At 69.7% G+C, this 21957-nt stretch carries 19 protein-coding genes; 11 read left to right on the top strand and 8 right to left on the bottom strand.

Annotated features, from left to right (window positions below; translation table 11 throughout):
* Positions 1–116: 116 nt before the first annotated feature.
* From FLL47_RS28935 to FLL47_RS28925, 3 genes are read left to right on the top strand one after another with little or no spacing between them, the layout of a single operon-like run.
* Positions 117–719 carry a DUF2975 domain-containing protein gene (locus FLL47_RS28935; protein ID WP_186315965.1) on the top strand — a complete coding sequence of 201 codons (603 nt, stop codon included), beginning with the start codon at positions 117–119 and terminating at the stop codon, positions 717–719.
* Positions 719–943 (top strand): helix-turn-helix domain-containing protein, encoded by a 225-nt coding sequence (locus tag FLL47_RS28930; protein ID WP_144124335.1) that lies wholly within the window; start codon positions 719–721, stop codon positions 941–943. The genes FLL47_RS28935 and FLL47_RS28930 overlap by 1 nt, the downstream gene beginning before the upstream one ends.
* 53 nt (positions 944–996) lie before the next feature.
* Positions 997–1485, top strand: a complete 489-nt coding sequence (locus FLL47_RS28925; RefSeq protein WP_144124332.1) for a hypothetical protein — start codon at positions 997–999, stop codon at positions 1483–1485.
* 35 nt (positions 1486–1520) lie between these two features.
* On the opposite strand, the gene FLL47_RS28920 is transcribed toward FLL47_RS28925, so the two are convergent.
* Positions 1521–2120: a hypothetical protein gene (locus tag FLL47_RS28920; protein ID WP_144124329.1), complete on the bottom strand. Its 600-nt coding sequence runs from the start codon at positions 2118–2120 to the stop codon at positions 1521–1523.
* A gap of 233 nt (positions 2121–2353) precedes the next feature.
* On the opposite strand from FLL47_RS28920, the gene FLL47_RS43705 reads away from it, so the two are divergent.
* Together FLL47_RS43705 and FLL47_RS28910 are read left to right on the top strand one after the other, a co-directional pair.
* Positions 2354–4873 carry a type II secretion system protein GspG gene (locus FLL47_RS43705; RefSeq protein ID WP_222106249.1) on the top strand — a complete coding sequence of 840 codons (2520 nt, stop codon included), beginning with the start codon at positions 2354–2356 and terminating at the stop codon, positions 4871–4873.
* Positions 4874–4888: 15 nt separating this feature from the next.
* A complete protein-coding gene (locus tag FLL47_RS28910) occupies positions 4889–6814 on the top strand; it encodes a hypothetical protein (RefSeq protein ID WP_144124326.1) in 1926 nt (641 codons plus the stop codon).
* A 91-nt stretch (positions 6815–6905) separates the two neighbouring features.
* Here the strand turns inward: FLL47_RS28910 and FLL47_RS28905 are convergent, their stop codons facing one another.
* The gene (locus FLL47_RS28905; protein WP_144124323.1) at positions 6906–7739 is read right to left on the bottom strand and encodes a hypothetical protein; all 834 of its coding nucleotides are present in this window, start codon (positions 7737–7739) and stop codon (positions 6906–6908) included.
* Entirely contained in the window at positions 7736–8251 is a 516-nt protein-coding gene (locus tag FLL47_RS28900) for a SigE family RNA polymerase sigma factor (RefSeq protein WP_144124321.1), read from the bottom strand. Before FLL47_RS28900 ends, FLL47_RS28905 begins: the two co-directional genes overlap by 4 nt.
* Positions 8252–8549: 298 nt before the next feature.
* On the opposite strand from FLL47_RS28900, the gene FLL47_RS28895 reads away from it, so the two are divergent.
* The 5 genes from FLL47_RS28895 to FLL47_RS28875 all read left to right on the top strand — a co-directional run bounded on the left by FLL47_RS28895 (position 8550) and on the right by FLL47_RS28875 (position 13670).
* A complete protein-coding gene (locus FLL47_RS28895) occupies positions 8550–9497 on the top strand; it encodes an aldo/keto reductase (RefSeq protein WP_144124319.1) in 948 nt (315 codons plus the stop codon).
* Between the two features lie 46 nt (positions 9498–9543).
* Entirely contained in the window at positions 9544–10614 is a 1071-nt protein-coding gene (locus FLL47_RS28890; protein ID WP_186315964.1) for an ADP-ribosylation family protein, read from the top strand.
* A 95-nt stretch (positions 10615–10709) separates the two neighbouring features.
* Positions 10710–11018, top strand: coding sequence for a hypothetical protein (locus FLL47_RS28885; protein WP_186315963.1), 309 nt, complete (start codon positions 10710–10712; stop codon positions 11016–11018).
* A gap of 9 nt (positions 11019–11027) precedes the next feature.
* Positions 11028–11864 carry a hypothetical protein gene (locus tag FLL47_RS28880; protein WP_144124313.1) on the top strand — a complete coding sequence of 279 codons (837 nt, stop codon included), beginning with the start codon at positions 11028–11030 and terminating at the stop codon, positions 11862–11864.
* Between the two features lie 192 nt (positions 11865–12056).
* Complete coding sequence (locus tag FLL47_RS28875) at positions 12057–13670, top strand: hypothetical protein (protein ID WP_144124309.1); 1614 nt, start codon at positions 12057–12059, stop codon at positions 13668–13670.
* Between the two features lie 121 nt (positions 13671–13791).
* Here FLL47_RS28875 and FLL47_RS28870 read toward each other — a convergent pair whose 3' ends face one another.
* The 4 genes from FLL47_RS28870 to FLL47_RS28855 are packed head-to-tail and all read right to left on the bottom strand — an operon-like array spanning position 13792 to position 17875.
* A complete protein-coding gene (locus FLL47_RS28870) occupies positions 13792–14805 on the bottom strand; it encodes a LacI family DNA-binding transcriptional regulator (RefSeq protein WP_144124306.1) in 1014 nt (337 codons plus the stop codon).
* Positions 14805–15653 (bottom strand): carbohydrate ABC transporter permease, encoded by an 849-nt coding sequence (locus FLL47_RS28865; protein WP_144124304.1) that lies wholly within the window; start codon positions 15651–15653, stop codon positions 14805–14807. Before FLL47_RS28865 ends, FLL47_RS28870 begins: the two co-directional genes overlap by 1 nt.
* Entirely contained in the window at positions 15650–16576 is a 927-nt protein-coding gene (locus FLL47_RS28860) for a carbohydrate ABC transporter permease (RefSeq protein ID WP_144124302.1), read from the bottom strand. The genes FLL47_RS28865 and FLL47_RS28860 overlap by 4 nt, the downstream gene beginning before the upstream one ends.
* Positions 16577–17875 carry an ABC transporter substrate-binding protein gene (locus FLL47_RS28855; RefSeq protein ID WP_144124299.1) on the bottom strand — a complete coding sequence of 433 codons (1299 nt, stop codon included), beginning with the start codon at positions 17873–17875 and terminating at the stop codon, positions 16577–16579.
* A gap of 307 nt (positions 17876–18182) precedes the next feature.
* Here FLL47_RS28855 and FLL47_RS28850 point away from each other — a divergent pair, with 307 nt between their 5' ends.
* A complete protein-coding gene (locus FLL47_RS28850; RefSeq protein ID WP_186315962.1) occupies positions 18183–20171 on the top strand; it encodes a beta-galactosidase in 1989 nt (662 codons plus the stop codon).
* Positions 20172–20316: 145 nt separating this feature from the next.
* Here the strand turns inward: FLL47_RS28850 and FLL47_RS28845 are convergent, their stop codons facing one another.
* The gene (locus FLL47_RS28845) at positions 20317–21873 is read right to left on the bottom strand and encodes a glycosyl hydrolase 53 family protein (protein WP_144124296.1); all 1557 of its coding nucleotides are present in this window, start codon (positions 21871–21873) and stop codon (positions 20317–20319) included.
* Positions 21874–21957 lie beyond the last annotated feature (84 nt).

Below are 21957 nucleotides of genomic sequence, written 5' to 3'. Positions count from 1 at the left end.
AGCGGGTGCCGGACCACCGGCACCCGCTCGCCGCCAGGCGAGCTTGACGCGCACGGCGTACCGGCATATCGTTTTTCGATATGCGTATCGTTTTTCGATATGACCGGGAGGCCGTCATGGGTGAAGGCAAGCAGCTCACGAAGTGGCTGGGACGGTTACAGGGGACGGCCACGTTCGTCTACATCGCGGCGCTATGCGTCGGCGTCGCGCTGTTCGTGATCGCGTTCATCCCCGGATCGCCGGTCGCCCTGGCGCTGCCGACCGAACTGCTGTCCGGCCTCGACCGGATCGGCGGCGTCGTGCCGGGCGTCGTGGTCGACCCGCTCGGCAAGGTCGTCTTCGAGGTCACCGACCCGACACTGGCGCAGCGGATGCTCTACCTGGCCACCGTCCTGCCCGGCCTGCTGCTGGCCGCCGAAGTCGCGCGCCGGCTGTCGGAACTGCTGAGATCAGCACGGGACACCGACCCGTTCACCACGCGGACGGTCCGGGAGCTGATCCTGGTCGCGAAGATCACGGCCTTCGGCGGTCTCGGCGTATGGGCGGTCGGCAACGTGGCGATGTGGCTGCTGTCGGCGACCATGCTCAGCTCCGGAGCCAGGGTCGATCCCGAGCAGTCGCCGTTGGGCTGGCTCGCGGTCGGCTTCATCTTCGCCGCGTTCGCGCAGCTCATCTCGCGGGGTGTGGCCATGCGCGCGGAACTGGACACCGTCATCTGATGGGGGAGCCGACCGAACACCGGATCATGGTGCACCTCGACGAACTGCTGGCCGCGCGCGGCATGACGCTGGTGGAGCTGTCCGCCCGGGTCGGGGTCACCGTGGCCAACCTCTCCGTCCTGAAGAACGGCCACGCCCGCGCCATCCGCTTCAGCACCCTGACCGCCCTCTGCGACGTGCTCGACTGCACCCCGGGCGAGCTGCTCGGCCTCGACGGCCCGTGAACACGGTCGGCGCGGGCCGACGCCCAGGTCGCCGACGGCGGCACAATGAGCCCGTGCTGAACGACGACGCCCAGCTTTGGCAGCTGCTGCGATCCCTGGACGACCCCGATCGCCTGGAGTATCCCATCGGCTACGACCACCGCGCCGAGCGCGCACGGTTCGAGCGGTTGGCACAGCGGCTCGACGCCGCGTTCGGCTGCCGTTGCGAGGTGGACCGCCATGTGGAAGACGCCAGTCTCCACGGCCGCATCGACATCCCCGCTACGGCGACAGCGACCGGTCGTCCACTCGTCATTGTCGTCAGCAACTTCGGCGGACTGGCCGTCCTCGCCGTCGACAACCCAGGTGTATGGACCGATGCCGAGGCGGCAGACCTGCTGCACACCGGCGACCGCGATCGCGCAAGCGCGGCGCTCGCCGAACTCGGCTACACCCATATCCCGGAAGGTCCCCTCTGGCGACGCTACGACGGCACGTGGGACCCAGCTGTCTTCTCGCCCGGGGACAACAGCTGGTGGGTTCGATACTTCGACTACCTTTAGCGCGACTCGTAGCCGGGCGCGGTCCCCTGACCGGCTCAGGCGCCCTCGCGTTCGAGCCGTTCCTGCCGCCGGGCCAACACCGTGCTCAGGCTGAGCTCGACGGTCTGCGTGCGGTAGTGATCCATCGCGTCCTGCCGGAGCAGTTGCAGGCATCCCAGGATCAGCAGGGCGAGTTCGGCCGTGGTCAATACGCTGCGCATGCCGGGATGCCAGGTCGGTAGGAGTCCGAGTTCGGTGAGCGCCCACCAGCGCTGCATCCCGTCGGTCGGAGCCGTGTAGTCGGAGTTGGCGGTGACAGCGCAGGAGAGCACGAAGAGGGCGACCGAACCGATGATCCACACCAGGTTGCGGGCGATCGCATACGGGCGGCGGATGAGCGGGCCCAGCACGCCGAAGGCCACCAGCATCGCCGCGGCGATCACGGCATGCCACCGCAGGTCCTGTTCCACGGTCTTCACGACCAGCTGCGGGTCGGCGACCTGCTGGGCGAGCACCGACGCCAGGAACCCCGGTTTCGCGTCGTCGAGCCGGATCAGGCCGACTGCCGAGACGACGGCATCGGTCAGCGCGACCGCCGCCAGGGCGATCAGCAGGTACGAGGAGAGCGAAACCGGGCGGGGCAGGCGTTGCGCCATGCGAGTGCCTTTCGCGTGGAGGCGTGGCAGTGGACGCTAACCATCCGAACGACGCCGGGCAAGCACATTCGTGGTCCCGGCCGATCGGCAGGCTGATCGGCCGAGGAGGTTGGACGACAAGCCGGGCGCCATCCCTCCGCCGGGTGGAGCATCTGTCGCACAGGCGATGGATCGCGCGCGGATCGGCCGTCGACCGCACACCATGTGCGTACACCTGACGGCGGGAGTGGGGCATGGATCTGGTCAACAGCAAACGGGTGCTTCTCACCGCAAGCTACGTCACCGTCGAGCTGACCGAGGAGGAGCGGAGTCACGCCGCCCGCGTACCTGGCCGCGCCCTGGACAAGCTGAGCTTCGTGCGCCAGCTCAAGGCCTCGCCCGAGGACGTCGCGTGGCTGGAGGGCATGGCCGGGTCGCACGGCGAGGAGTCCGTGCGAGAGGGGATGGCGTCGCTGGCCCGCCTCCTGCGCGGCCTGGACGATGCGGGCCGCCGGTCCGGCATCGCCCGCGAGGCGGCGACGGTGCCGGCCGCGGCGATCGAACGCTTCGCCGACCAGCTGGTCGAGCGGCGCGGCGGCGGGTTCACCTCCTTGGTGGCGCGGGTGTTCGCGCGCCGGGTGGGGGCGTCGCCGGTCGGTACGCTGCATCTGGAACGCCTGGAGATGTACCCGGCCGGCACCGAACAGGGTGAGCTGGTCTTCACCGTGCCGATGACGCCGATGGAGACGGTGACCATCTCCCACAAGGAGTGGTCGACCTCCAGCCAGGAGTACGAGAACATCGTCTCGGACTACTTCGAGACCTACAGCGAGCGCGGCGTCGCCGAGAAGACCGACGCGTCCATGTCGGCGGAGAACGAGCGGCGGCATTCGAGCGCGTTCGACTTCGGTGCTTCGTACACGGGTTCGGGCGCGGGCGTGTCGTTGACCGTCGCCGTGGGGTTGAAGAACGCGACGGAGACCCGCGAGTCCGTCAAACAGAGCGCACAGCGGTCCCGGGAGATCACCGAGAAGGCGTCGGCGCGGGCGCGGCAGGAGCACAAGGTCTCGGTGAAGCTCGCGACCCGGCAGGGTGTCGAGGACATTTCGCTGCGGACGCTGACCAACCCGTACGAGGACCGCGCGATCCGGGTCGACTACTTCCGCATGATGCGCAAGTGGCGCACCGACCTGTTCCGGTACGGGATGCGGTTGACGTTCGACCTCGCGGTGCCCAATCCGGGCGCGCGGCTGTGGGCGCAGTACCGCCGGCTGGCCGAGCTGGACCGCCAGCTCGCCGAACCGTTCGCCTTCAAGCTCGCACCGTACGAGATCACCGACGGGACCTGGCGCAACCTCGAACGCACCCACCAGATAACGCTCGACCCTCCGCCGAGACCGGAGGAGCCGAAGACCGTCAAGGTGGACCTCGAAGCGGGCAAGGGCGCGATCATCGAGTTCGTGCCACCGCCGGGTTACCGGGTCCAGCCGACGGTCACCTGCATCCTCAGCTACTGGGGCGGTTTCAACACCGAGCCGCTGCTGAACATCTCCGACGAGAACTGGCGCGCCAAGCGCAGGAAGCTCCCGAACGCCGGCAGCGGTTCGGGCGACGGTGTGTACGAGATCAGCCTGGACACGTTCGGCGGCGACGACCGCCGCACCGTCCAGCTGATCGCCGGGGCGGGCACCGAGATCAAAGCCAGCTTCCGCTACACCGTGAAGCTCACGCCGGAGCATTTCGAGGCGTGGCAGCACAAGTGCTGGACCGCGCTGCGGGAGGCGCAGGCCGTGGCGCACCGGGAGAACGCGGCACGCCTACAGGAGGAGCGGGACCGGCTGTGGCGCAGGCTCGCCGGCTCCGACACGCTGTCGCTTCGCCGGCTGGAGCGCGAGGAACTGGTGCGGTGCACGCTGCTGTGGCTGCTCGGCGCCGATTTCGACGCGGCACCCGACGACGTCGGCGAGGTGGTGCAGCGGCTGCTGCGGTTCGAGACGGACGACCTGTCCGACGACGGGCTGTTCGGCGTCGCGGGTGGCGCGGCGACGCGCCGCCTGAGCCAGTCCGAGTGGCTGACCGCGTCCGGCTTCGGTGACCTCGTGAAGTTCCTGCACCATGCCGTCGAGTGGGAGAACCTGCTCTACTTCCTGTACCCGTACTTCTGGGGCTCCGACGACCTCGGCCGCGAGAAGATGCTGTTCGACCACCCCGATCCGGCGCACCGCGACTTCCTGCGGGCCGGATACGTCCGCGTGGTGATTCCGGTGCGGCCGGGTTTCGAGCACGACCTGATCCAGCTGCTCGACACCGGCGTGTTCGGGGGCACGGGCAACTCGCCGTACCTGTCCCTCGGCGAGGAGGTCGCGGCTTTCGGGCGCACCAACTACACCGGCATCCCGCCGGCGAATCCCGAACTGCACGCGCGCCCGCTGCTGTACCCGCAGCAGCGGGCGACATGGGAGACGATGCAGCGGGTGGTGCGCGCCATCGAGGTGTATCACGAGGCGAACGGCCGGCACCCGGCACAGCTGTCGGAGCTGCCGATTCCCGGGCCGTTCACCGATGCCTGGGGCCGCGAGCTGGTGTACCGGCTGCCGGGTTCCGGCAACGACTACGACCTCATCTCGTTCGGTGCCGACGGCGCGGAGGGCGGCACGGGCCTGGACGCGGACATCTCCGCGGGGGCAGGTGCCTCGCTCGTGGCCAGCTGGTTCGACTACTCGCCGACGAGCGGGCTGGACATCAGCATCGACGTCAAGCCAGCGGCTGCCTGACGGCGCACGCGAAAGATGGCCGAGTTCGAATTCCTCCACACCCCGGGCGAGCTGGTGGAGCGCTACGGCGCGATGCTGCTCGGCTTCGAGGTCGAGTGGCCCATCATCGAGGACTACCTCGAAGTCACCGGCGGCGCGCTGGAGTTCCATCCGAAGCGCGGCTACCGCAGCGACTGGTCCGACGAGCTCAGCCGGCGAAGCTACATCGAGATCCTGGTCGAATGGCTCGGCGTCAGCGAGAGCCGGTTGCAGGCCGACGCCAGGGTCAAGGGGAAGCTGCGCTGGCCCGACGTTCTGACTTTCAAGGGTGCGCGGGTGCCGCCCGCGGTCGTCAACGGGGTGGACAAGCGCGACAGGTTCGAGTTCTACGACATCAAGCCCTGCAGTGACACCGGCCGCATCGCCGGCGACGAGAAGGTGGCCGACTGCGGCAAGACCTATTCCCGCTACAGGATGCCGTTCAAGCCGGGGACCGTGTACCCCGACCGGAACCCCAAGATTCTCAAACTGCGCTGGAGCCGGGCCTTCGATGCGGTCCTGCGCATCGGCATGGCCAGGAACGGTCTCAAGACCGCCAAGGTCGAGCTGGAGGTGTCGCGGGAGAAGCCCGGCATCCTGCTGTACCGGTTCAAGTTCACGTTCGAGTCGTACTCGGCGAAGAAGCTCACCCGGCAGATGGCGGAGAAGTTGGCCGAAGGCCTGATGATGGCGCTCATGGGCTGCGCCGCCGAGGAGGCGCTCGAACTGGGGCTCGGCGTGGCCGTGGCGGCCGTGGGCACCGCAGCGGCGGCCGGCAGCGCCGCTGTCGGCACCGCCATGACCGTGGCGGAGGCCGCGTCGGAGGCGGCCGCGGCAGCGAGAGCGGCGGGGGAGGCCGCGGCGGAAGCGGCCAGGGCCGCGAAGGCGGCGGCCGAGTACGCGGCGGAGACCGCGCGGGCGGCAAGGGCGGCCGCCGAGGCGTTCCTGGACCGCATGCCGGAGTCGTCGATCCCGCACGTCCGGGTGGACGTCCCGGACGGCTTGCCGGAACTGTTGGAGCTGTCCGGCTCCTTCGAGGACGCCATGATCAGCCGCGGCCAGGGCGTACCCGGCGAGGAGTACCTGGTCTGCTGCGACGAGGCGTACTTCCAGAACGTGGTGCTCGACCGGCGCTTCGCGGCGCAGGCCGCGGAGCTGCTGAAGGTGCAGGGCTACCAGCAGTGGAAGACGTACTCCGCGTATGCGGCGGGCCGGGCGGCGTGGAAGGCGCTACCGGACCGCATCGAGAAGGTTGGTTGGCTGTTCGACCAGCACCGGGACCTGTTCCCCACGCAAGCGGCCATCGTCGACGTGCTGCGCAGGCTGGTCGGCGCCGACCCGTCGCAGAAGGTCTCCGCCACGAACGTCGTCCTGGTCGCGAACGCCGCGCTCGTCGGCTACGCCGCGCCCGAACTCATCCGGAACACGTTCGTCCGCCAGCCGCGCGGGGGCACGCATCCTGAGGAGCAGAACGGGATGTTCGCGATGCCCGAACGCCTCCTGTCGAAGAAGACCGGCGGGGCGAACGCGGCCGGCGCGGGCGCGCGCAGCGGGCAGCCGACCCGGGCCGACATCCTCAAGCGGCTGCTCACCGTGCCCGTCGAGCCGTCGCGGGTCCGGCAGCTCAACGATGCGTTGGGCGACGTCGCGCAGCTGCGACGGGGCCTGCTCACCGGTGCCGGCTTCACGCTCGCGACGGCGGTGCACGGCATCTACCGCGCCGGCCTGCCGACCCGGCCCGATGACCGGGACTTCGCCAAGCCGCTCGTGTTGGAGACGTCACGCATGTTCGCGGTGCCGGCCGGGTCGAACAGTTCAGGACTGCGGAAGCTGGATCGGATCGACGTGGCGACGTACATGGCCGGCCCGCCCGGAACGACGGCCATCCCATGCCGGTATCTGGGCCGCCTGCGCGTCAGTTGAACGGCCCGCCACGAGGCGCTCAAATTCAGCACCTCGAGGGGAGACCGTGGGCGATCACGCGCAAGGCTCTCCGCGGTGATCGCCCGCTCAGTCACCGCTTCGGGGGTGTGGACGCCTCGACTCCCGGCTTGGCCGACGAAGTCGGCAGCGGACCATCCGCTGTCGGGATGAGGTTCAGCAGATCCTGGTCGGCGACTACGACCTTCAGATCGTCGACACTGATCACCGCGACTGCCTCTTTGTCATTGCGTTCCATGACCACTGCCCGGTGATCCGCATAGACGGCTCCGACGGTGACCGTGGTGTCGGAGTATGCGGTTCCGTAGAGCATGGGCTGGGCATTCACGCCCTCTTGGCAGAACAGGACCCTCATGCCCGACTTAGGAGCCGTGGCGTTCAGGTCGGCGCAGGAGTTGGGCACCCATTGGTTCTCGTACACATACAGGTTCACGGTCAGATGGCCGTGTTCGCGACCGTGACCTAGGTTGATCACGGTGTATGCGTTCGAGGTTCCCGGCTCGCCCCAATTGCAGAGGTCATGGGTGTTCTGTACGACGTAGTCACTGCGGTCGGGCAGCAAGCTCAGGACCGTCGCCACATACTTGGGCCAATGCTCGTTCGCGACCTCCTTGGTCGTGGGGTTGACCATGGGCGCGGCCTGACAGCCACCCAGACTCGAGGGCGGTGCGGCAGGTTTGGACGGTGCGGCAAATCCGGGCGAAACGGCCGGCGGCTTCTCCTGGATCGTGAACGGAAGGGACATGCCGCCCACGGCGGCCACCGCGGCCAGTGTCGTCAGGGCGCCACGCACGCGCCGCATGCGCTTGGCGCCCCGGAGTGCGGCATCGGCAAGGTCCGCAGGCCCGGCAACGTCCGACAGCCGCTGCATGGCTGCTTTCAGATCAGGCTCGTGTGGCGAATTCATACCAGCTCCTCGATGGATCTCAGTTCCGGATACAGCACACGAAGGCGGGTCAAAGTGCGATGAACCTGACTGCGAACGGTCCCGACCGAGGTGCCCATCAGCGCAGCCACCTCGGCCTCGGGCAGGTCCTCGTAATAACGCAGCACCACCACTGCCCGCTGCTTGCGGGTCAGCTCGCCCAGAACCCGTGACAACGCCAGTTTGAGGACTGTCTCGCCGGCCGGATCCTCGACCGCTCTCACCTCGGGCATTAGTTCCATCGTCTGTTCGCGACGGTTTCGGCTGACCCGCCAGATGCTGATGTGCTGGCGATACAGGATCTTGCGGAGGTACCCGTCCGGTGATCCCGATCGATGCACTCTGGGCCAGTGCAACGCCAGCTTCGTCAGCGCGACCTGAAGCAGGTCCTCGGCGTCCTGGTGATGCCCGGTGAGCAGGTAGGCGACGCGATACAGCGTCCCTTGCCGCAACGCCACGTACTCCCGGAACTCCCGCTCGGCGAGTTCGTCCATCAGGTTCCTCCCTCGTGTCACCCATCTACACGCGACCGGCGAGGCGTCACTATGTCGTGCGAGACACAAATTTCGCGGGCTTCACCGGAGACCTCGCCGTTCGTCGATCACCAAAGCACCGTCCTTCCCGCAGGGCGGGCCCCGAGGCAGTCGTATCCGCAGGCGCACAGGCGATACCGATTGGTTCGACAGTGCTTGCGCGTGCACTCCGGACGGTCGAGGTCGCCGTCCTTGCCCCAGCCGCACTCGAGAGTTCGGAGTTGACCTGGAGTGCGCTCCAGGTGCCACCATCGGCGCCATGACCGAGCTGAACCTCGCGTTGGGCACCATGCACTTCGGCACCCGACTGGACGACAAGGCATCGTTCGCACTGCTTGACGGTTTCGTCGACGGCGGTGGCACGATCATCGACACGGCCGACTGCTACTCGTTCTGGGCCGACCCGAGCGGGTACGGCGGTCAGAGCGAAGCGGTGATCGGGCGCTGGCTGGCCGCCCGGCCCGGGACACGTGACCGGGTCACGCTGAGCACCAAGGTCGGCGCGGAGCCGACGACCCCCGGGGACTGGCCCGCGAACAGGCAGGGCCTGTCCGCGGCCGCGATCGGCGGAGCCGTGCGAGGCAGCCTCAAGCGGCTGGGCACCGAGCACGTCGACGTCTACTGGGCACACATGGAAGACCGGTCCGTGCCGCTCGCCGAGACCGTGGCGGCCCTGGGCCGACTGGTCGACGACGGCCTCGTCGGACGGCTGGGCGCGTCGAACCATCCGGTATGGCGCGTCGAGCGCGCCCGCCGCATCGCCGACGTGAGCGCGACCGCCGGCTACTCCGCGCTGCAACTGCGCCACTCCTATGTCTACCCGCGTCCATGGGCGACGGTGCCCGACCAGGGCCACCGCTTCGGCTGGGTCACCGACGAGGTCCTCGACTACGTCGCCGCCGAACCATCGATGTCGCTGTGGGCGTACACGGCACTGCTCAACGGCGCCTACACCCGGGACGACCGGCCACTGCACGAGGTCTACGACCACCCCGGCACGGCCCGGCGCCTGGCCGCGCTCGCCGAAGTCGCCCGGGAACTCGGCGTGTCCCGTAATGAGGTCGTACTGTCCTGGCTCGTCGGCGGCCAACCGGCGCTCACCCCGATCGTCGGCGTGAGTACACCGGCACAGCTCGACGAAGCGCTGGCCGGAGCGCGGCGCACGCTGGACCCGCACCTTCGCCGGATCCTGGACGAGCCCCGCTGACGCCATGACCGCGGTGAGTCCGATCGGCCGCGTGTGGTGCGGTCCGATGGCGGTGCGCGCAGAGGCGGTGCGTGTGGCATCGTGGCGGGTCGAGCAGATCGCCGACGGAGGCAGGCGCATGGACGACGACACCGCGGCACTGCCGGACCGGGCACGGCGCGAGGCCTCGCTGTCCGTGATGCACGACCGTTTCGACGGTGTCGGGACGCGCTTCCGGGACGTGTACGGCCTGCGCCTACCGCGGCACATGGCGGTGTTCGCGGCGTTCTTCGACAGCCTCGGCAAGGAGGGCCGCGACCTGGCCGACGACGTCCTCGGCCTCCGTCCGGACGGCATCACCAGCTACTTCGACGCCGACGGGCTCGCGCTGACCGGCCGTGACGGCCTGGACGAGCGGCTGGAGAGCCGGTTCCGCTGCGACCCGCCGGAGTTTGTCACGATCATGTCGGGAGACAGCGACGGACTGCACTTCGGACTGTGGTACGACGATCCCGCCGAGCCGCCCTCGTTCGTGGTCCACAACTACGCCCGTGATTCGGCCGAGACCTGGACCGGTGGCCGACGGTCCGGGCTGGGCGAGATCCTGCGGCAGATCGACAAGCGGGACGAGGACGCCTCACTCGATCCGGAGATGGACGATCCGGCGGCGCAGCGGCGCCGGGACGCGCTTCGGCAGCTCGTCGAGGAGTTCGGTGACGCCGACCGGCAGGCGTGCGCGGTCGACGGGCCCAGTCGCTGGGCCGATGTGCACCGGCCGCCGATCCTCGGCGCGCTCTGCCCCGCTCTGCCCGCCGACGCAGGCGACCCGCGCGGCGGGTACGAGCGCTCCAACGAGCGCTACCAGGCCTACCGCGCAGGAGCCCCCGAGGTACGGGACTGGATCGCGCAGGCGGAGCGGGAACTTGCGGTCGGTGCGCCCGCGTACGCGCTGGTGCTGGGCCAGGAGTTGCACTGGATGGACGCCGCCGCCTTCCGCGCCGACTCGCTGCGGCTGCTGACCGGCGCGTACCGCGCGCTGGGCCGCGACGCCCTGGCGGGGATCGCCGCCGTGCATCACGCCCACCGCGGCCTGCGGTCGGTGGGCGTGCTGACGCGGGCCTCCACACCTCTCGCGTGACCTGCGCTGACTCGCAAGTCCGGTCGACCGTGACGGATCGCCTGTCAGCGTCAAGCCCGTGTCCGGCGAACCTGACCGCCCATCGCGACCTGGTCATGTCGTTCAGTGCGGGATCAGGGGCGCGTCCCAGTCGGCGTGCCGGGCCATCGACCCACCATCCGGAGCTCCGCGACATCCTCGGCCACGGCGCCGCTTCGCGCGTGCAGGCCCGCGCCATGCTGGCGGCGGCGGGCGCCACGGACCCGGACCGGGCCGGTGACCACTTCGTGGCCTGCGTGGACGGGCTGCTGTTCGACCGCCTCGCCGGGGCGGGCGCGTTGACGGCCCCGCCGCCCGGCACCCCCGAGAGCAGGGCTGACCTTACCGCGGCCGTGCGCGCCCCGCTCCGCGCGATGAGGACCTGAACCCCCCGCGTGACCAGCGCAGAGAAGAGCGCCGCGCCACACAGTGTAAGAAGGTGCCCTTCCACCATGTACAGACATCTGAAGGCGCCCTTCCTTCGGGCGGATTCGGGAGGGCGGCAGGGCGGGCAGGGGCTGTGTACGCTGCGCGCCGTGATCCCGATCCGGCCGCTGATCCGCACCCGCATCATCCTCGTACTGATCCTGACCGCGACCCTGGCAAGCCAGGTCCTCGCCGACGGAGTGCTCGCCGACAGCCTTTGGGAAGGGCCGTTGCGGGCGGCTGCGCCGCTGGGCGGACTCGGCGTGATGATTTACATGCTCATCCGCCGTTCCGGAGGCGCCGCGGCGTTCACCGTGACGGACCGGGCATTCGTCACGTCGTCCCACACGTCGCGCCTGCTGGGATTCGGGCTTCTGCTCTTGTCGGGCCGCACCGCCTTCGCCGACCTGAGCAATCACGGACTGGGCGCCAGACTGCTGGTCACGGCGTCCGTCGCGTGTGGCACGATCTTCGCCGTCATGATCTGGTGTGGCATGCCCACGCTGGAACTGCGTGCCGAAGGCATCAGGATGTCCGGACCCGGCGGCACGGACATCCCCTGGGAGGCGCTGGCCCCCGGGTTCCCTCGGCATCCCGCCGTGTCCAGTCGGACCCTCGCCCTGACCGTCGCCCGGCCCGACCTCATGCCCGCGCGAATGCGCCGCAGTCCCGTGCTCCCGCTCGGCTGGGACACCCACCCGCAGCTCGTGGCGGCCGCGATCAGGTGGTACGTCGACCACCCCGAGGACCGTGCCCGGATCGGCACTCAAGCCGAACACGACCGGCTCGTGGCGGCACTCAGCTGAGCTGTCCGGCCAGGGTGACGATGATGCCCTCGTGGCCGCGGACATAGCAGAGCCCGAGCACAGGGCCCGGATCCGTCACCACGGGTCCGGCGGCCGACGCGGGACAGCACACCGTCTCTCGTATACGGAGTTGCGATCACAGCAGCCGTTCGGTGCCCCCACCTGAGGAGCCGGGGCGGCTAGGCTCCGGCGGTGGCGAATGAGGAGATCCGCTGGGACCGGCTCTTCCACGCGTACGGCCTGGCAGCCGACCTACCTGCGCGTCTGGGCGCGCTGCGTGGCGACGACACCGACGCGGCATCCGACGCCGGGGTATTCCTGATCCAGCGGCTGCACGGCACCGGCCGGCTGACGCCCGCGACCGCGCCCGCGATCACCGCGATCCTGCCCCTGCTGCACGATCCGGCGCTTGACGGCGGCGTCCGCGACAGCCTGCTGTTCCTACTGGGCGAGGTGGCCCGGACCGCGGTCGGCGCGCCGAGCCCGCCACCGGTCGACGCCGCGGTGCTCGCCTGGCGCGATGCCTACCTCGCCGACCCGGCACGCCGGGCCGTTCATGAGTGGACGGACGAGGACGCCCCGGGCCGCGTGCTGCTCGCCCATGCGGCCCGCGAATGCTTCGATCTGTTGCCGACCGTCTTCGGCGCGGTATGGCCGGTGCCGGCGGCCTGGCCCGCATGGACCCGTGCCCTGGCCGCCTCGACCCTCGTCCCGCTCGTCCGGCACCCCGACCTGGCCGACCGGTGCCCCGAGGTGGTCGCCCACCACCGTGATGCGGCCCGGACCACCACCGACCGCCGCGAGTGCGCCGCGTACGTACTCGGGCTGGGCGAGCTCGGTGAGGCACCGCGGGAATGGCTGGACGATCCGCGTCTGGCGGTGCGGACCTGCGCCGCGCTGGCTCCCGCGCTGGCCGACGATCCGCAGGCGGTCGACCTGCTGGTGCGCGTCGCCGTGGCCCCGCGGGCTTTCGATCACAGCTTCGTCGAGCCGTTCGTGCCGCGCTCGCACCGCCTGACGGTCCCGACCCGGGAGCTGCCACGCCGACTGCTGATCCGTACGGTCTGCGAACGGGTCGCCGACTTCGGCAAGCTGCTCAGCGCCGCGTTCGCCGCCGCGGAACTGCACCGCACCGTCGAGTTCGGGCCGTACCTGCGGGTCGCGTTCCCCGACGGACTGCCCGCGGTGGGCGAGGCGACGGGCGACCAGGCCTCGTTCGCGCGGGTCATCGCCGATCGTGACGACCTGTGGGACGGCAGCCGGCCGGGAGCCGCCGCGATGTTCGCGGCGGCGGGCCTGCCAGCCGACCGGGACCGCTGGCGCGAGGTGCGGATGAACCCGGAGAGGTGTTACGACGTCTCGACGATCACCGTGCTGGGGCCGGGTCAGGCCGTCCGTATGCGTCCCAGCATGTATTTCGGGGTCGGCCGCACCGATCCCGAGCTGCCGTCCCGGATGCTGGCGGAGTTTGCGGACAGCGGCATGTCGGTGCAGGTGCAGGGACCGCTGCGGTTCACCGCCAGAGGGTCGGGGGAGCTGAGGGTGAATCCGAACGCGGACGGGCTCGACGCGGCGTACAGCGTGGCCCACTGCAGGGTGGCGACGAGCTTCGCGGCCGGGCTCAGCCTCTGGATGACGGTGCACCGGTGGGCTGACGGGGTGGCGTACCGGCAGCAGTTCGTGGACGGAGCAGCGATGGGCCCGGCGGAGACGGTCGGGCCGACCGACCAGGCCGACGGTGTGCTTTTCGAGTTCGAACTGGACGACGACTGGCTGCCGCCCGGCGCACGCCTGCCCGGCGCGTAGTGCGTTCGACCTCGACGGCTGCGACCTGCGGCCACTGCGCGACGGTGTTAATAAGGGCACCTTCCTCTACGTATTGCGATAAGAAGGTGCCCTTCCTTCGGGCGAGGCGGGTGCGCTGCCTTCAGGCGGATTCGCGGGTGACGAGTTCGGTGGGGAGGACGAGGGATTCGACGGTGTCGGCGCCGTCGATCAGCTCCAGGAGGAGGCGTACGGTCTCCGTTGCGACCTGTTCCAGGGGCTGGCGGACGGTGGTGAGTCTGGGGTGGGTCGAGCCCGCGATGGCGGAGTCGTCGAAGCCGCCGACCGCGACGTCCTCGGGGACGCGGCGGCCGCGTTCGCGCAGGACTGCGAGAGCCCCGGCGGCCATGAGATCGGAGCCGACGAAGACGGCGTCGAGGTCGGGGACGCGGTCGAGGAGTTCGTGCATGGCGGCTTCGCCGCTGTGGCGGGAGTAGTCGCCGTGGGCGATGAGCTTCTTGACCGCCTTGCGGCCGAGCACGTCGCAGAAGCCTTCGAGGCGGTTCAGGCCGCCGGGGGTGTCCAGCGGCCCGGTGATCGTGGCGATCTTCTTGCGGCCCTGGTCGACGAGGTACTGCGCCATCTGGCGGGCGCCTTCGCGGTCGTCGGCGGCGGCGTACGGGATGACGCCTTCGCGGCCGAGGACCGCACCGCACGCCACGGCCGGGATGGCGAGCCCTTCGATTTCGGCGAGCAGCGGGTCGCCGGAGTGGGCGGACAGCAGCAGCACCCCGTCGGCGTGGCCGCCGCGCAGGTAGCGGACCACGCGCTCGCGGTCGCCGTCGTCCCCGGCGACCATCATGACCAGGGCGACGTCGCGCTGGGCGAGCCGCCGGGTGGCCACCCGCAGCAGCACGCTGAAGTTCGGGTCCTCGAACAGCTTCTCCTGCGGCTCGGACAGCACCATGACGACGGTGCCGGTGCGCTGGGTGACCAGGCTGCGCGCGGCACGGTTGACGACGTACCCGGTCTCGGCGACGGCGCGGGTGACGGCGGCGAGCGCGGCGGTGCTCACGTAGGGGTCGCCGTTGAGGGCGCGGGACACCGTGCCCCGGGAGACTCCCGAGGCACGGGCCACGTCGTGGATCGTGGGACGCCGCTTGTTGGTCACGGTCATCAGCTTTTCACAGACCCGCCGGACAGGTCCGTACGCCAGTACCGCTGCATGGTCAGGAACAGCGCGATCAGCGGGATGATCGACAGCAGCGCGCCGGTGATGACGAGGTTGTAGAGCGCGGGCTGGTTGGCTCCGGTGGCCAGCAGCGTGTAGAGGCCGACGGTGAGCGGGAAGCGTTCGTCGTCGGCGAGCATGATGAACGGCAGCAGGAAGTTGTTCCAGATCGCGACGAACTGGAACAGGAAGATCGTCACCATGCCGGGCAGCATCAGCGGCACCGCCACCACCCGCAGCAGCCGGTGCTCGCCCGCCCCGTCGATGCGCCCGGCCTCCAGCAGCGCGTCCGGGATGGCCGCGGACGCGTAGATACGGGCCAGGTAGATGCTGTACGGGTGCAGGATGCTCGGCAGCAGCACGGCCCAGTACGTGTTGGCGAGCCCGGCCTTGGCCAGCAGCAGGTACTGCGGCACCGCGAGCACCACGGCCGGGACCAGGATGCCGCCGATCAGCACGTTGAAGATCATGTTGCGGCCGAAGAACCGGAACTTCGCCAGGGCGTATCCGGCCAGCACCGACACGGCCGTGGACAGCAGCGCGCCGACGCCCGCGTACAGCGCGGTGTTGGCCATCCACTGCCAGAAGATCCCGTCGCGGTATGCCGACAGGTCCGCGATGTTGCTGAACAGGCCGGTGCCCGGTGCGAACGCGTTGGTGGTGAACAGCTCCCCGCGTGTCTTGGTCGACGCGGCGAGCACCCAGCACACCGGCAGCAGGCAGTACAGCGCCCCGAGCAGCAGCACCGCGGTGGGCGCGAGACCCAGCGGTCTGCGTACCCCCTTGGTCGTCATCTTTCCTCCCCGAAGGCCTGGCGGCGCACCAGGCGCATGAACAGCAGTGACGGCACGACCGAGATCGCGGCGATGACCAGCGACGTGGCCGCGGCGCTGTAGAGGTCGCCGGTGACGAACGCGTCGCGGTAGACCTTCATCAGCGGGCTCCAGGTGGAGCTGACCGCGTTGGAGATGGGCCGCAGCGTCATCGGCTCGGTGAACACCTGGATCGTCGCGATGATGGAGAACACCGTGGTCAGCACCAGTGCGGGGGCCAGGATGGGCACCTTGACCCGCAGCGCGATGGCGAGTTCGCCCGCGCCGTCGATGCGGGCGGCCTCGTAGTAGTCGCGGGGGATGGCCCGCAGCTGGGTGTAGAGGACCAGCATGTTGAAGCCGGTGCCGCCCCAGATCGCGACGTTGACCATGGAGAACATGACCGTGCTCGGGCTGAGCAGGTCCACGTTCTCGAAGCCGAACGTGCGCAGCGTGGCGTGGATCGGGCTCAGGCTGGGCAGGTAGAGGAAGCCCCAGAGCAGGGTGGCGACCACGCCCGGCACCGCGTACGGCAGGAAGATCGCGATGCGGGAGAAGCGGGCCAGCCGCACCCGGGCCGAGTCCAGCAGCAGTGCGAACACCAGGGCCAGACCCAGCATCAGGGCGAGGACCAGGCCGGCGTACCCGAGCACGCGCAGCCAGCCCGCCCAGAACTCCCCGTCGGCGACCGCGGTGCGGTAGTTGTCCAGCCCGACGAAGATCTCCGTGCGCGACTTCTTGCCCAGGCCCAGCCCGGAGAACTGCACCCGGCGCAGGCTCAGGTACGCGGTGTACCCGATGGGCGCGGCGATGAACAGGGTGAACAGCACCACCGCGGGGGCCAGGTAGAGGTAGGGGGTGGCGCCCGCGCGATCAGCGCGGGCGCCCCGGGTTGGCGTGGTCATCTATAAGCTCGCCAGCGGGGAGCCGGACTTCTTCATGTCGGCGACGGTCGCGTCATGCATCGCGCCCAGCGCGTCCGTGAAGGAGGACTTGTTCTGCAGCGCCTTGTCGAAGGCGTCCTTGTACGCGCTGTACGCGACGTTCACGTTGGGGCCGAAGGTGAAGCCCCGCGCGGTGCCGGCGATGTTCGTCGCCTGCTGCCAGAAGTCGGCCTGGTTGGCGAAGTACTCCGGTGCGGTGGTCATCAGGTTCTGGCCGCTCTTGGCCGCCGGGTAGATCGCGGCTTCCTTGATGAGCAGGTCGAGGGCTTTCGCGTCGGTGTTCAGCCAGGACGCGAACTGCGCCGCGGCCTTCTTGTGCTTGGAGCCCTCAGCGATCGCGATGGACGAGCCGCCCCAGAAGCCGGAGTAGTTCTCCCCGGCGCTCCACTGCGGCAGTGGCGCGATGGCCCACTTGCCCTTGCCGTCGGGGGCGTTGCTGCTCAGCACACCCGGTGCCCAGACCGCCGACGCCCAGCTCATGATCTTTCCGCCGTTGAGTGCCGCGTTCCACTCCGGCGTCCACGGGGCCTGCGTGTCGACGACGCCGTCCTTGGCCAGGCCGCCCCAGAAGTCGGCGACCTTCTTCGTCGCGTCGTCGTTGATGCCGACCTTCCAGGCCTCGCCGGTGATGGACCACCACTTGGCGCCCGCCTGCTGCGACAGCCCGGCGAACCAGCCCGGGTCCTTGCTGGAGAAACCGCCGAGGTAGACGGTCTTGTCCTTGGCGTGCACGGTGCGGGCCGCGGCCGCGTACTCGTCCCAGGTCTTGGGGACCGCGATGCCGTACTTGGTGAACAGGTCGGTGCGGTAGTAGAACATCATCGGGCCGCTGTCCTGCGGCAGGCCGTAGACGCCGTCGGTGCCCAGGGTGACCAGGTTCCAGATGCCGTCGGAGAACTGATCGCGTACGCCGGCGACCTCGCCCTTGATGTCGGCGACCGCCTCGGCGGCCACGAACGAGGGCAGCATCTGGTATTCGGCCTGCACCAGGTCGGGTGCGTTGCCGGCCTTGGCCGCGGTCAGGAACTTCGCCGCCGCCTCGTCGCCGCCCGCCTGCTTGCTGACGGTGACCTTGATGTCGGGGTGCGCCGCGTTCCACACCGCCGCGATCTTGTCCATGTTGGGAGCCCACGTCCAGAACGTCAGCTCGACCGGTCCGGTCTCCTGCGGGGTCTCCTCCTGCCCACCGCCCGAACAGCCCGCTGCCAGGGCGCCGACCAGCATTGCGGACATCACCATCCTGAGCCGCTTCGTACGCATAGGTCCTCCGTTGAATGGCGAATTCTCTGTGAACGTTCACAGTGCGGCAAAGTGTGCTCGCCCATATCGAGCCCGTCAAGACTCCGTGTCCGAGGCGTTACACGCCCCGCCCGCCGGCCCCGCCGCCCCGCCCTCGCCGCAACTCTTAAAGACTTGGCCTGTCAAGGGTTCGCCGATGCCGCGACTCTTTAAGAGTTGCGCCAGGAGGGGCGGGCGGGACGGACGATGATCGCCCGGCTCTTTGCGGGGGGCGGGTGGTCCGTTACTGTGCACGTTCACAGACGTGCCGTGCTTGTCAGGGGGATTCGTGTCCGAGACCGAACATGTGGTGCCGCGGCTGCGCGGGCTGGCCTTCGGCGGCGACTACAACCCGGAGCAGTGGCCCCGCGAGGTGCAGGAAGAGGACGTCGCGCTGATGCGCCAGGCCGGGGTCAACCTGGTCAGCCTCGGCATCTTCGCGTGGGCGCTGCTGGAACCGGAGCAGGGCCGCTACGAGTTCGGCTGGCTCGACGAGATCATCGACCGGCTGCACGCCAACGGGGTCAGCGTCGACCTCGCCACCCCCAGCGCCGCCCCGCCCGCCTGGTTCGCCCGCCGGTATCCGCACACCCTGCCGGTCAACCGCGACGGTGTACGCATCGGCTTCGGCAGCCGCGAGACCGCCTGCCCCAGCTCGCCCGAGTACCGGCACGCCACCGTCGAGCTGGCCCACCGGCTCGCCGAGCACTACCGCGACCACCCCGGCGTGGTCATGTGGCACGTGCACAACGAGTACGGCGCCCCGCTGGGGGAGTGCTACTGCGACGCCAGCGTGCAGGCCTTCCGCGACTGGCTGCGCGAGACCTACCACGACCTCGACGCGCTCAACGCCGCCTGGGGCACCACGTTCTGGAGCCAGCGCTACGGCGACTGGGACGAGATCGACGCGCCGCGCGCCAACCACACCGTGGTCAACCCGGCGCAGCGGCTCGACTTCGCCCGCTTCAGCTCCGCCGAGAACCTGGCCTGCTTCACGCTGCAGCGCGACGTGCTGCGCGCGGCCACCCCGCACCTGCCGGTGACCACCAACTTCATGGTCACCAACTGCAAGTCCATGGACCTGTGGCGCTGGGCGCCGGAGGTCGACGTGGTCTCCAACGACCACTACCTCAACGCCGAGCAGCCCGACAACCACATCGACCTGGCCATGGCCGCGGACCTGAGCCGTTCGCTGGGCGGGGGCCGGCCGTGGCTGCTGATGGAGCACTCGCCCGGCGCGGTCAGCTGGCAGCCCCGCAACATCGCCAAGCGCCCGGGGGAGATGCGCCGCAACAGCCTCGCGCACGTGGCGCGGGGTTCGGACTCGGTGCTGTTCTTCCAGTGGCGGGCCTCGCGGGCCGGGGCGGAGAAGTTCCATTCGGCGATGCTTCCGCAGGCCGGCACCGATTCGGACCTGTGGCGCGACGTGGTCGCGCTGGGCGGCGAGGTCGACAGGCTCTCGGGGGTACGCGGCACGCGGGTGGCCGCCGAGGTCGCCGTGGTCTGGGACTGGGAGTCCTGGTGGGCGCTGGACCTGGAGTGGCGTCCGAGCGTGGACCTGAACTTCCGGGAGCGCGTCGAGGCGTACTACGCCGCGCTGTGGCGCGAGCACGCCACCGTCGACTTCGTCCACCCGGCCGCGGACCTGTCGGCGTACAAGCTGGTCGTGGCGCCCAGCGCTTACCTGCTCGGGGAGGCCGCGGCGAAGAACCTGCGGTGTTTCGTCGAGTCGGGCGGGCACCTGCTGGTGTCGTACTTCTCCGGGATCGTCGACGAGCACGACGCCGTGCATCCGGGGGCATACCCGGGCGTGCTGCGCGACGTGCTGGGACTGTCCGTCGAGGAGTTCCACCCGCTGCGCGAGCACGAGACGGTCGCGCTGTCCGACGGCGGCACGGCCCGGGTCTGGTCGGAGCGGGTCCGCCCGAAGGGAGCGGTGACGGTGACCGAGTTCGCCGCGGGCCCCGACGCCGGGCACCCCGCGGTCACCCGGCACGAGCTGGGCCGGGGCACCGCCTGGTATGTCGCCAGCAGCGTGGACGGGTTGCGGCCGCTGCTCTCGGCGGCCCTGGACGCGGCCGGGGTGTCGCGCCCGCGCGGCCTGCCGGACACGGTCGAGGCGGTGCGGCGGGGTGGCCACCTGTTCCTGCTGAACCACGGCGACGAGCCGGTGGTCGTGCCGGACGCGGCCGGCGTGGACGTGCTCGACGGGACGTCGTTTCCCGCCGGGGTGACGGTGCCGGCGGGCGGCGTGCGGGTAATCGACGTCGCCTGCTGAGCGGCCGTCGTCCGCGCGGTGCGGGGTGACGCCAGATGTCGGACATGTTGCCGATGTGTCTGTGAGCGTTCACATACTCGCAACAGTCGCGTCGGCTGTCAACGGCGGCGTCGCCGGGTGCCCTACCACCCGGCGGCGTCGCTCTTTACATGGAGCCGTACACCGACATCGCGGTCAGCGCGCGGGAGTTGTAGTCGAACAGGGCCTGGTTCTCCCAGCCGTTGCCCGACGACGGGTTGGCCGGGTCCCAGCCCGAGCCCGCCTGCGCGGTCCACGCCGGTTCCCAGTAGAAGACGCCCATGCCGCGCCCGTTGGGCACGTTCTTGACGATGTTCACCACGGCCTGGAACGCGTCGCGCTGCCCGGTCGCGCTCGCCGGGTAGCCGCAGGTGCTCGCCATGGACGAGTTGAAGATGTTGGTCTCGCCGTCGTCCTGCGCCGTGGTGAACCCGTACGCGGTCTCGGCGACGATGACCGGCTTGCCGTACCGGGAGGCCATGTCGTTGAGGTTGGCCTGCAGCCCCGACAGCGGCCCGTGCCAGTAGCAGTAGAACGACGCCCCGATCACGTCGAACGGCACTCCGTACGCCACGGCCTGGTCGAACCACCAGCGGAAGGTCGCGTTGTCGCCGCCCTCGGCCAGGTGCAGCATCACCAGCGTCGAGGAGTTGACCGCCTTGACCGCGTTGACGCCCGACTTGAGCAGCTGGGACAGGTTGCCCCAGTTGGACGTGCTGCCGGTCGGCAGCAGCATGCCGGGGTTGATCTCGTTGCCGACCTGCACCATGTCCGCCGTGGTGCCCTGCGCCTTGAGCGCGTTGAGCACGTCGTAGGTGTGGTTGTAGACCGCGGTGTTCAGCTGCGCCAGCGAGTAGTTCGCCCAGGCGGCGGGCTTGACCTGCTTGCCCGGGTCGGCCCAGGAGTCGGAGTAGTGGAAGTCGACCAGCAGTTTCAGGCCCTGCGCCTTGATCCGCTGCGCCATGGTCAGCACCCGGGCCTTGTTGTTGTAGCCGTCGGCCGGGTTCACCCACACCTTGAGCCGGGCGTAGTTCATACCCGCGTTCTTCAGGATGGCGATGGCGTCGCCCTGCGTTCCGGAGCTGGTGTAGTACAGCGCGCCGAAGTCCTCGTTCTTCTTCAGCGACGACAGGTCACCGCCCTTGACCTGCAGCGACGTGCCGCCGGTGGTGCCCTTGACGAACGTCACGTCGTCCACGTTGATCCACTGGTTGGCGGAGGCGCTGGAGTAGACGCTCAGCGTGCACGACGTGGAGGTGACGTTGGCCGTCACCGACACCTGCACCCAGGTGCTGCTGCTGGTCGGGATGTTGACCTGCGCCTGCGCGCCGCCGCAGTTCTTCATCGCCAGGTAGGCCGCCGACTGCCCGCCGCCCGAGCGCACCCAGGCGCTCAACGTGTACGAGCCGGTGGTCAGGCCGGTCAGGGTCTGGTACGTCTCGACGGTGTACGCCGAAGCCGACCAGTGCGTGCCGCGGTAGCTGCCGCTACGCCCACCCGCCTCGCTCTTCGACGCCGCGACGGTGCCCGACTCGGACCAGCCGGTCGGGGTCTGGCTCGCCCCGTTGGACTCGAACCCGGGGTTGGTGACCGTCGACGCCGCCGCGGCCGGCAGCGCGGGCGCGGCCAGCGCCGCCACCGCGGCGAGTGCCGCCGCGGCCAGCAGTGCCTTTGCTCTGTGCATGATTCCTCCTGATGTGTGAGTCGCTCACAGACACATCGGGGGGAGCATCCACAGCAGACCGGGCGGCAGCTGTGAACGTTCACA

It is taken from the genome of Catellatospora sichuanensis (assembly GCF_007483665.1).
Taxonomy (GTDB): Bacteria; Actinomycetota; Actinomycetes; order Mycobacteriales; family Micromonosporaceae; genus Catellatospora; species Catellatospora sichuanensis.
The sequence above is the reverse complement of the archived record's forward strand: the minus strand, read 5'-3'. Positions and strand labels throughout refer to the sequence as shown.

What these genes read in the sequence shown, in the direction of transcription:
- FLL47_RS28855 (WP_144124299.1), bottom strand. Translation starts at nt 17,875, where the DNA reads ATGCGTACGAAGCGGCTCAGGATGGTGATGTCCGCAATGCTGGTCGGC.
- FLL47_RS28920 (WP_144124329.1), bottom strand. Translation starts at nt 2,120, where the DNA reads ATGGCGCAACGCCTGCCCCGCCCGGTTTCGCTCTCCTCGTACCTGCTG.
- FLL47_RS28865 (WP_144124304.1), bottom strand. Translation starts at nt 15,653, where the DNA reads ATGACGACCAAGGGGGTACGCAGACCGCTGGGTCTCGCGCCCACCGCG.
- FLL47_RS28845 (WP_144124296.1), bottom strand. Translation starts at nt 21,873, where the DNA reads ATGCACAGAGCAAAGGCACTGCTGGCCGCGGCGGCACTCGCCGCGGTG.
- FLL47_RS43705 (WP_222106249.1), top strand. Translation starts at nt 2,354, where the DNA reads ATGGATCTGGTCAACAGCAAACGGGTGCTTCTCACCGCAAGCTACGTC.
- FLL47_RS28930 (WP_144124335.1), top strand. Translation starts at nt 719, where the DNA reads ATGGGGGAGCCGACCGAACACCGGATCATGGTGCACCTCGACGAACTG.
- FLL47_RS28905 (WP_144124323.1), bottom strand. Translation starts at nt 7,739, where the DNA reads ATGAATTCGCCACACGAGCCTGATCTGAAAGCAGCCATGCAGCGGCTG.
- FLL47_RS28860 (WP_144124302.1), bottom strand. Translation starts at nt 16,576, where the DNA reads ATGACCACGCCAACCCGGGGCGCCCGCGCTGATCGCGCGGGCGCCACC.
- FLL47_RS28870 (WP_144124306.1), bottom strand. Translation starts at nt 14,805, where the DNA reads ATGACCGTGACCAACAAGCGGCGTCCCACGATCCACGACGTGGCCCGT.
- FLL47_RS28890 (WP_186315964.1), top strand. Translation starts at nt 9,544, where the DNA reads ATGGCGGTGCGCGCAGAGGCGGTGCGTGTGGCATCGTGGCGGGTCGAG.
- FLL47_RS28895 (WP_144124319.1), top strand. Translation starts at nt 8,550, where the DNA reads ATGACCGAGCTGAACCTCGCGTTGGGCACCATGCACTTCGGCACCCGA.
- FLL47_RS28900 (WP_144124321.1), bottom strand. Translation starts at nt 8,251, where the DNA reads ATGGACGAACTCGCCGAGCGGGAGTTCCGGGAGTACGTGGCGTTGCGG.
- FLL47_RS28935 (WP_186315965.1), top strand. Translation starts at nt 117, where the DNA reads ATGGGTGAAGGCAAGCAGCTCACGAAGTGGCTGGGACGGTTACAGGGG.
- FLL47_RS28885 (WP_186315963.1), top strand. Translation starts at nt 10,710, where the DNA reads ATGTCGTTCAGTGCGGGATCAGGGGCGCGTCCCAGTCGGCGTGCCGGG.
- FLL47_RS28910 (WP_144124326.1), top strand. Translation starts at nt 4,889, where the DNA reads ATGGCCGAGTTCGAATTCCTCCACACCCCGGGCGAGCTGGTGGAGCGC.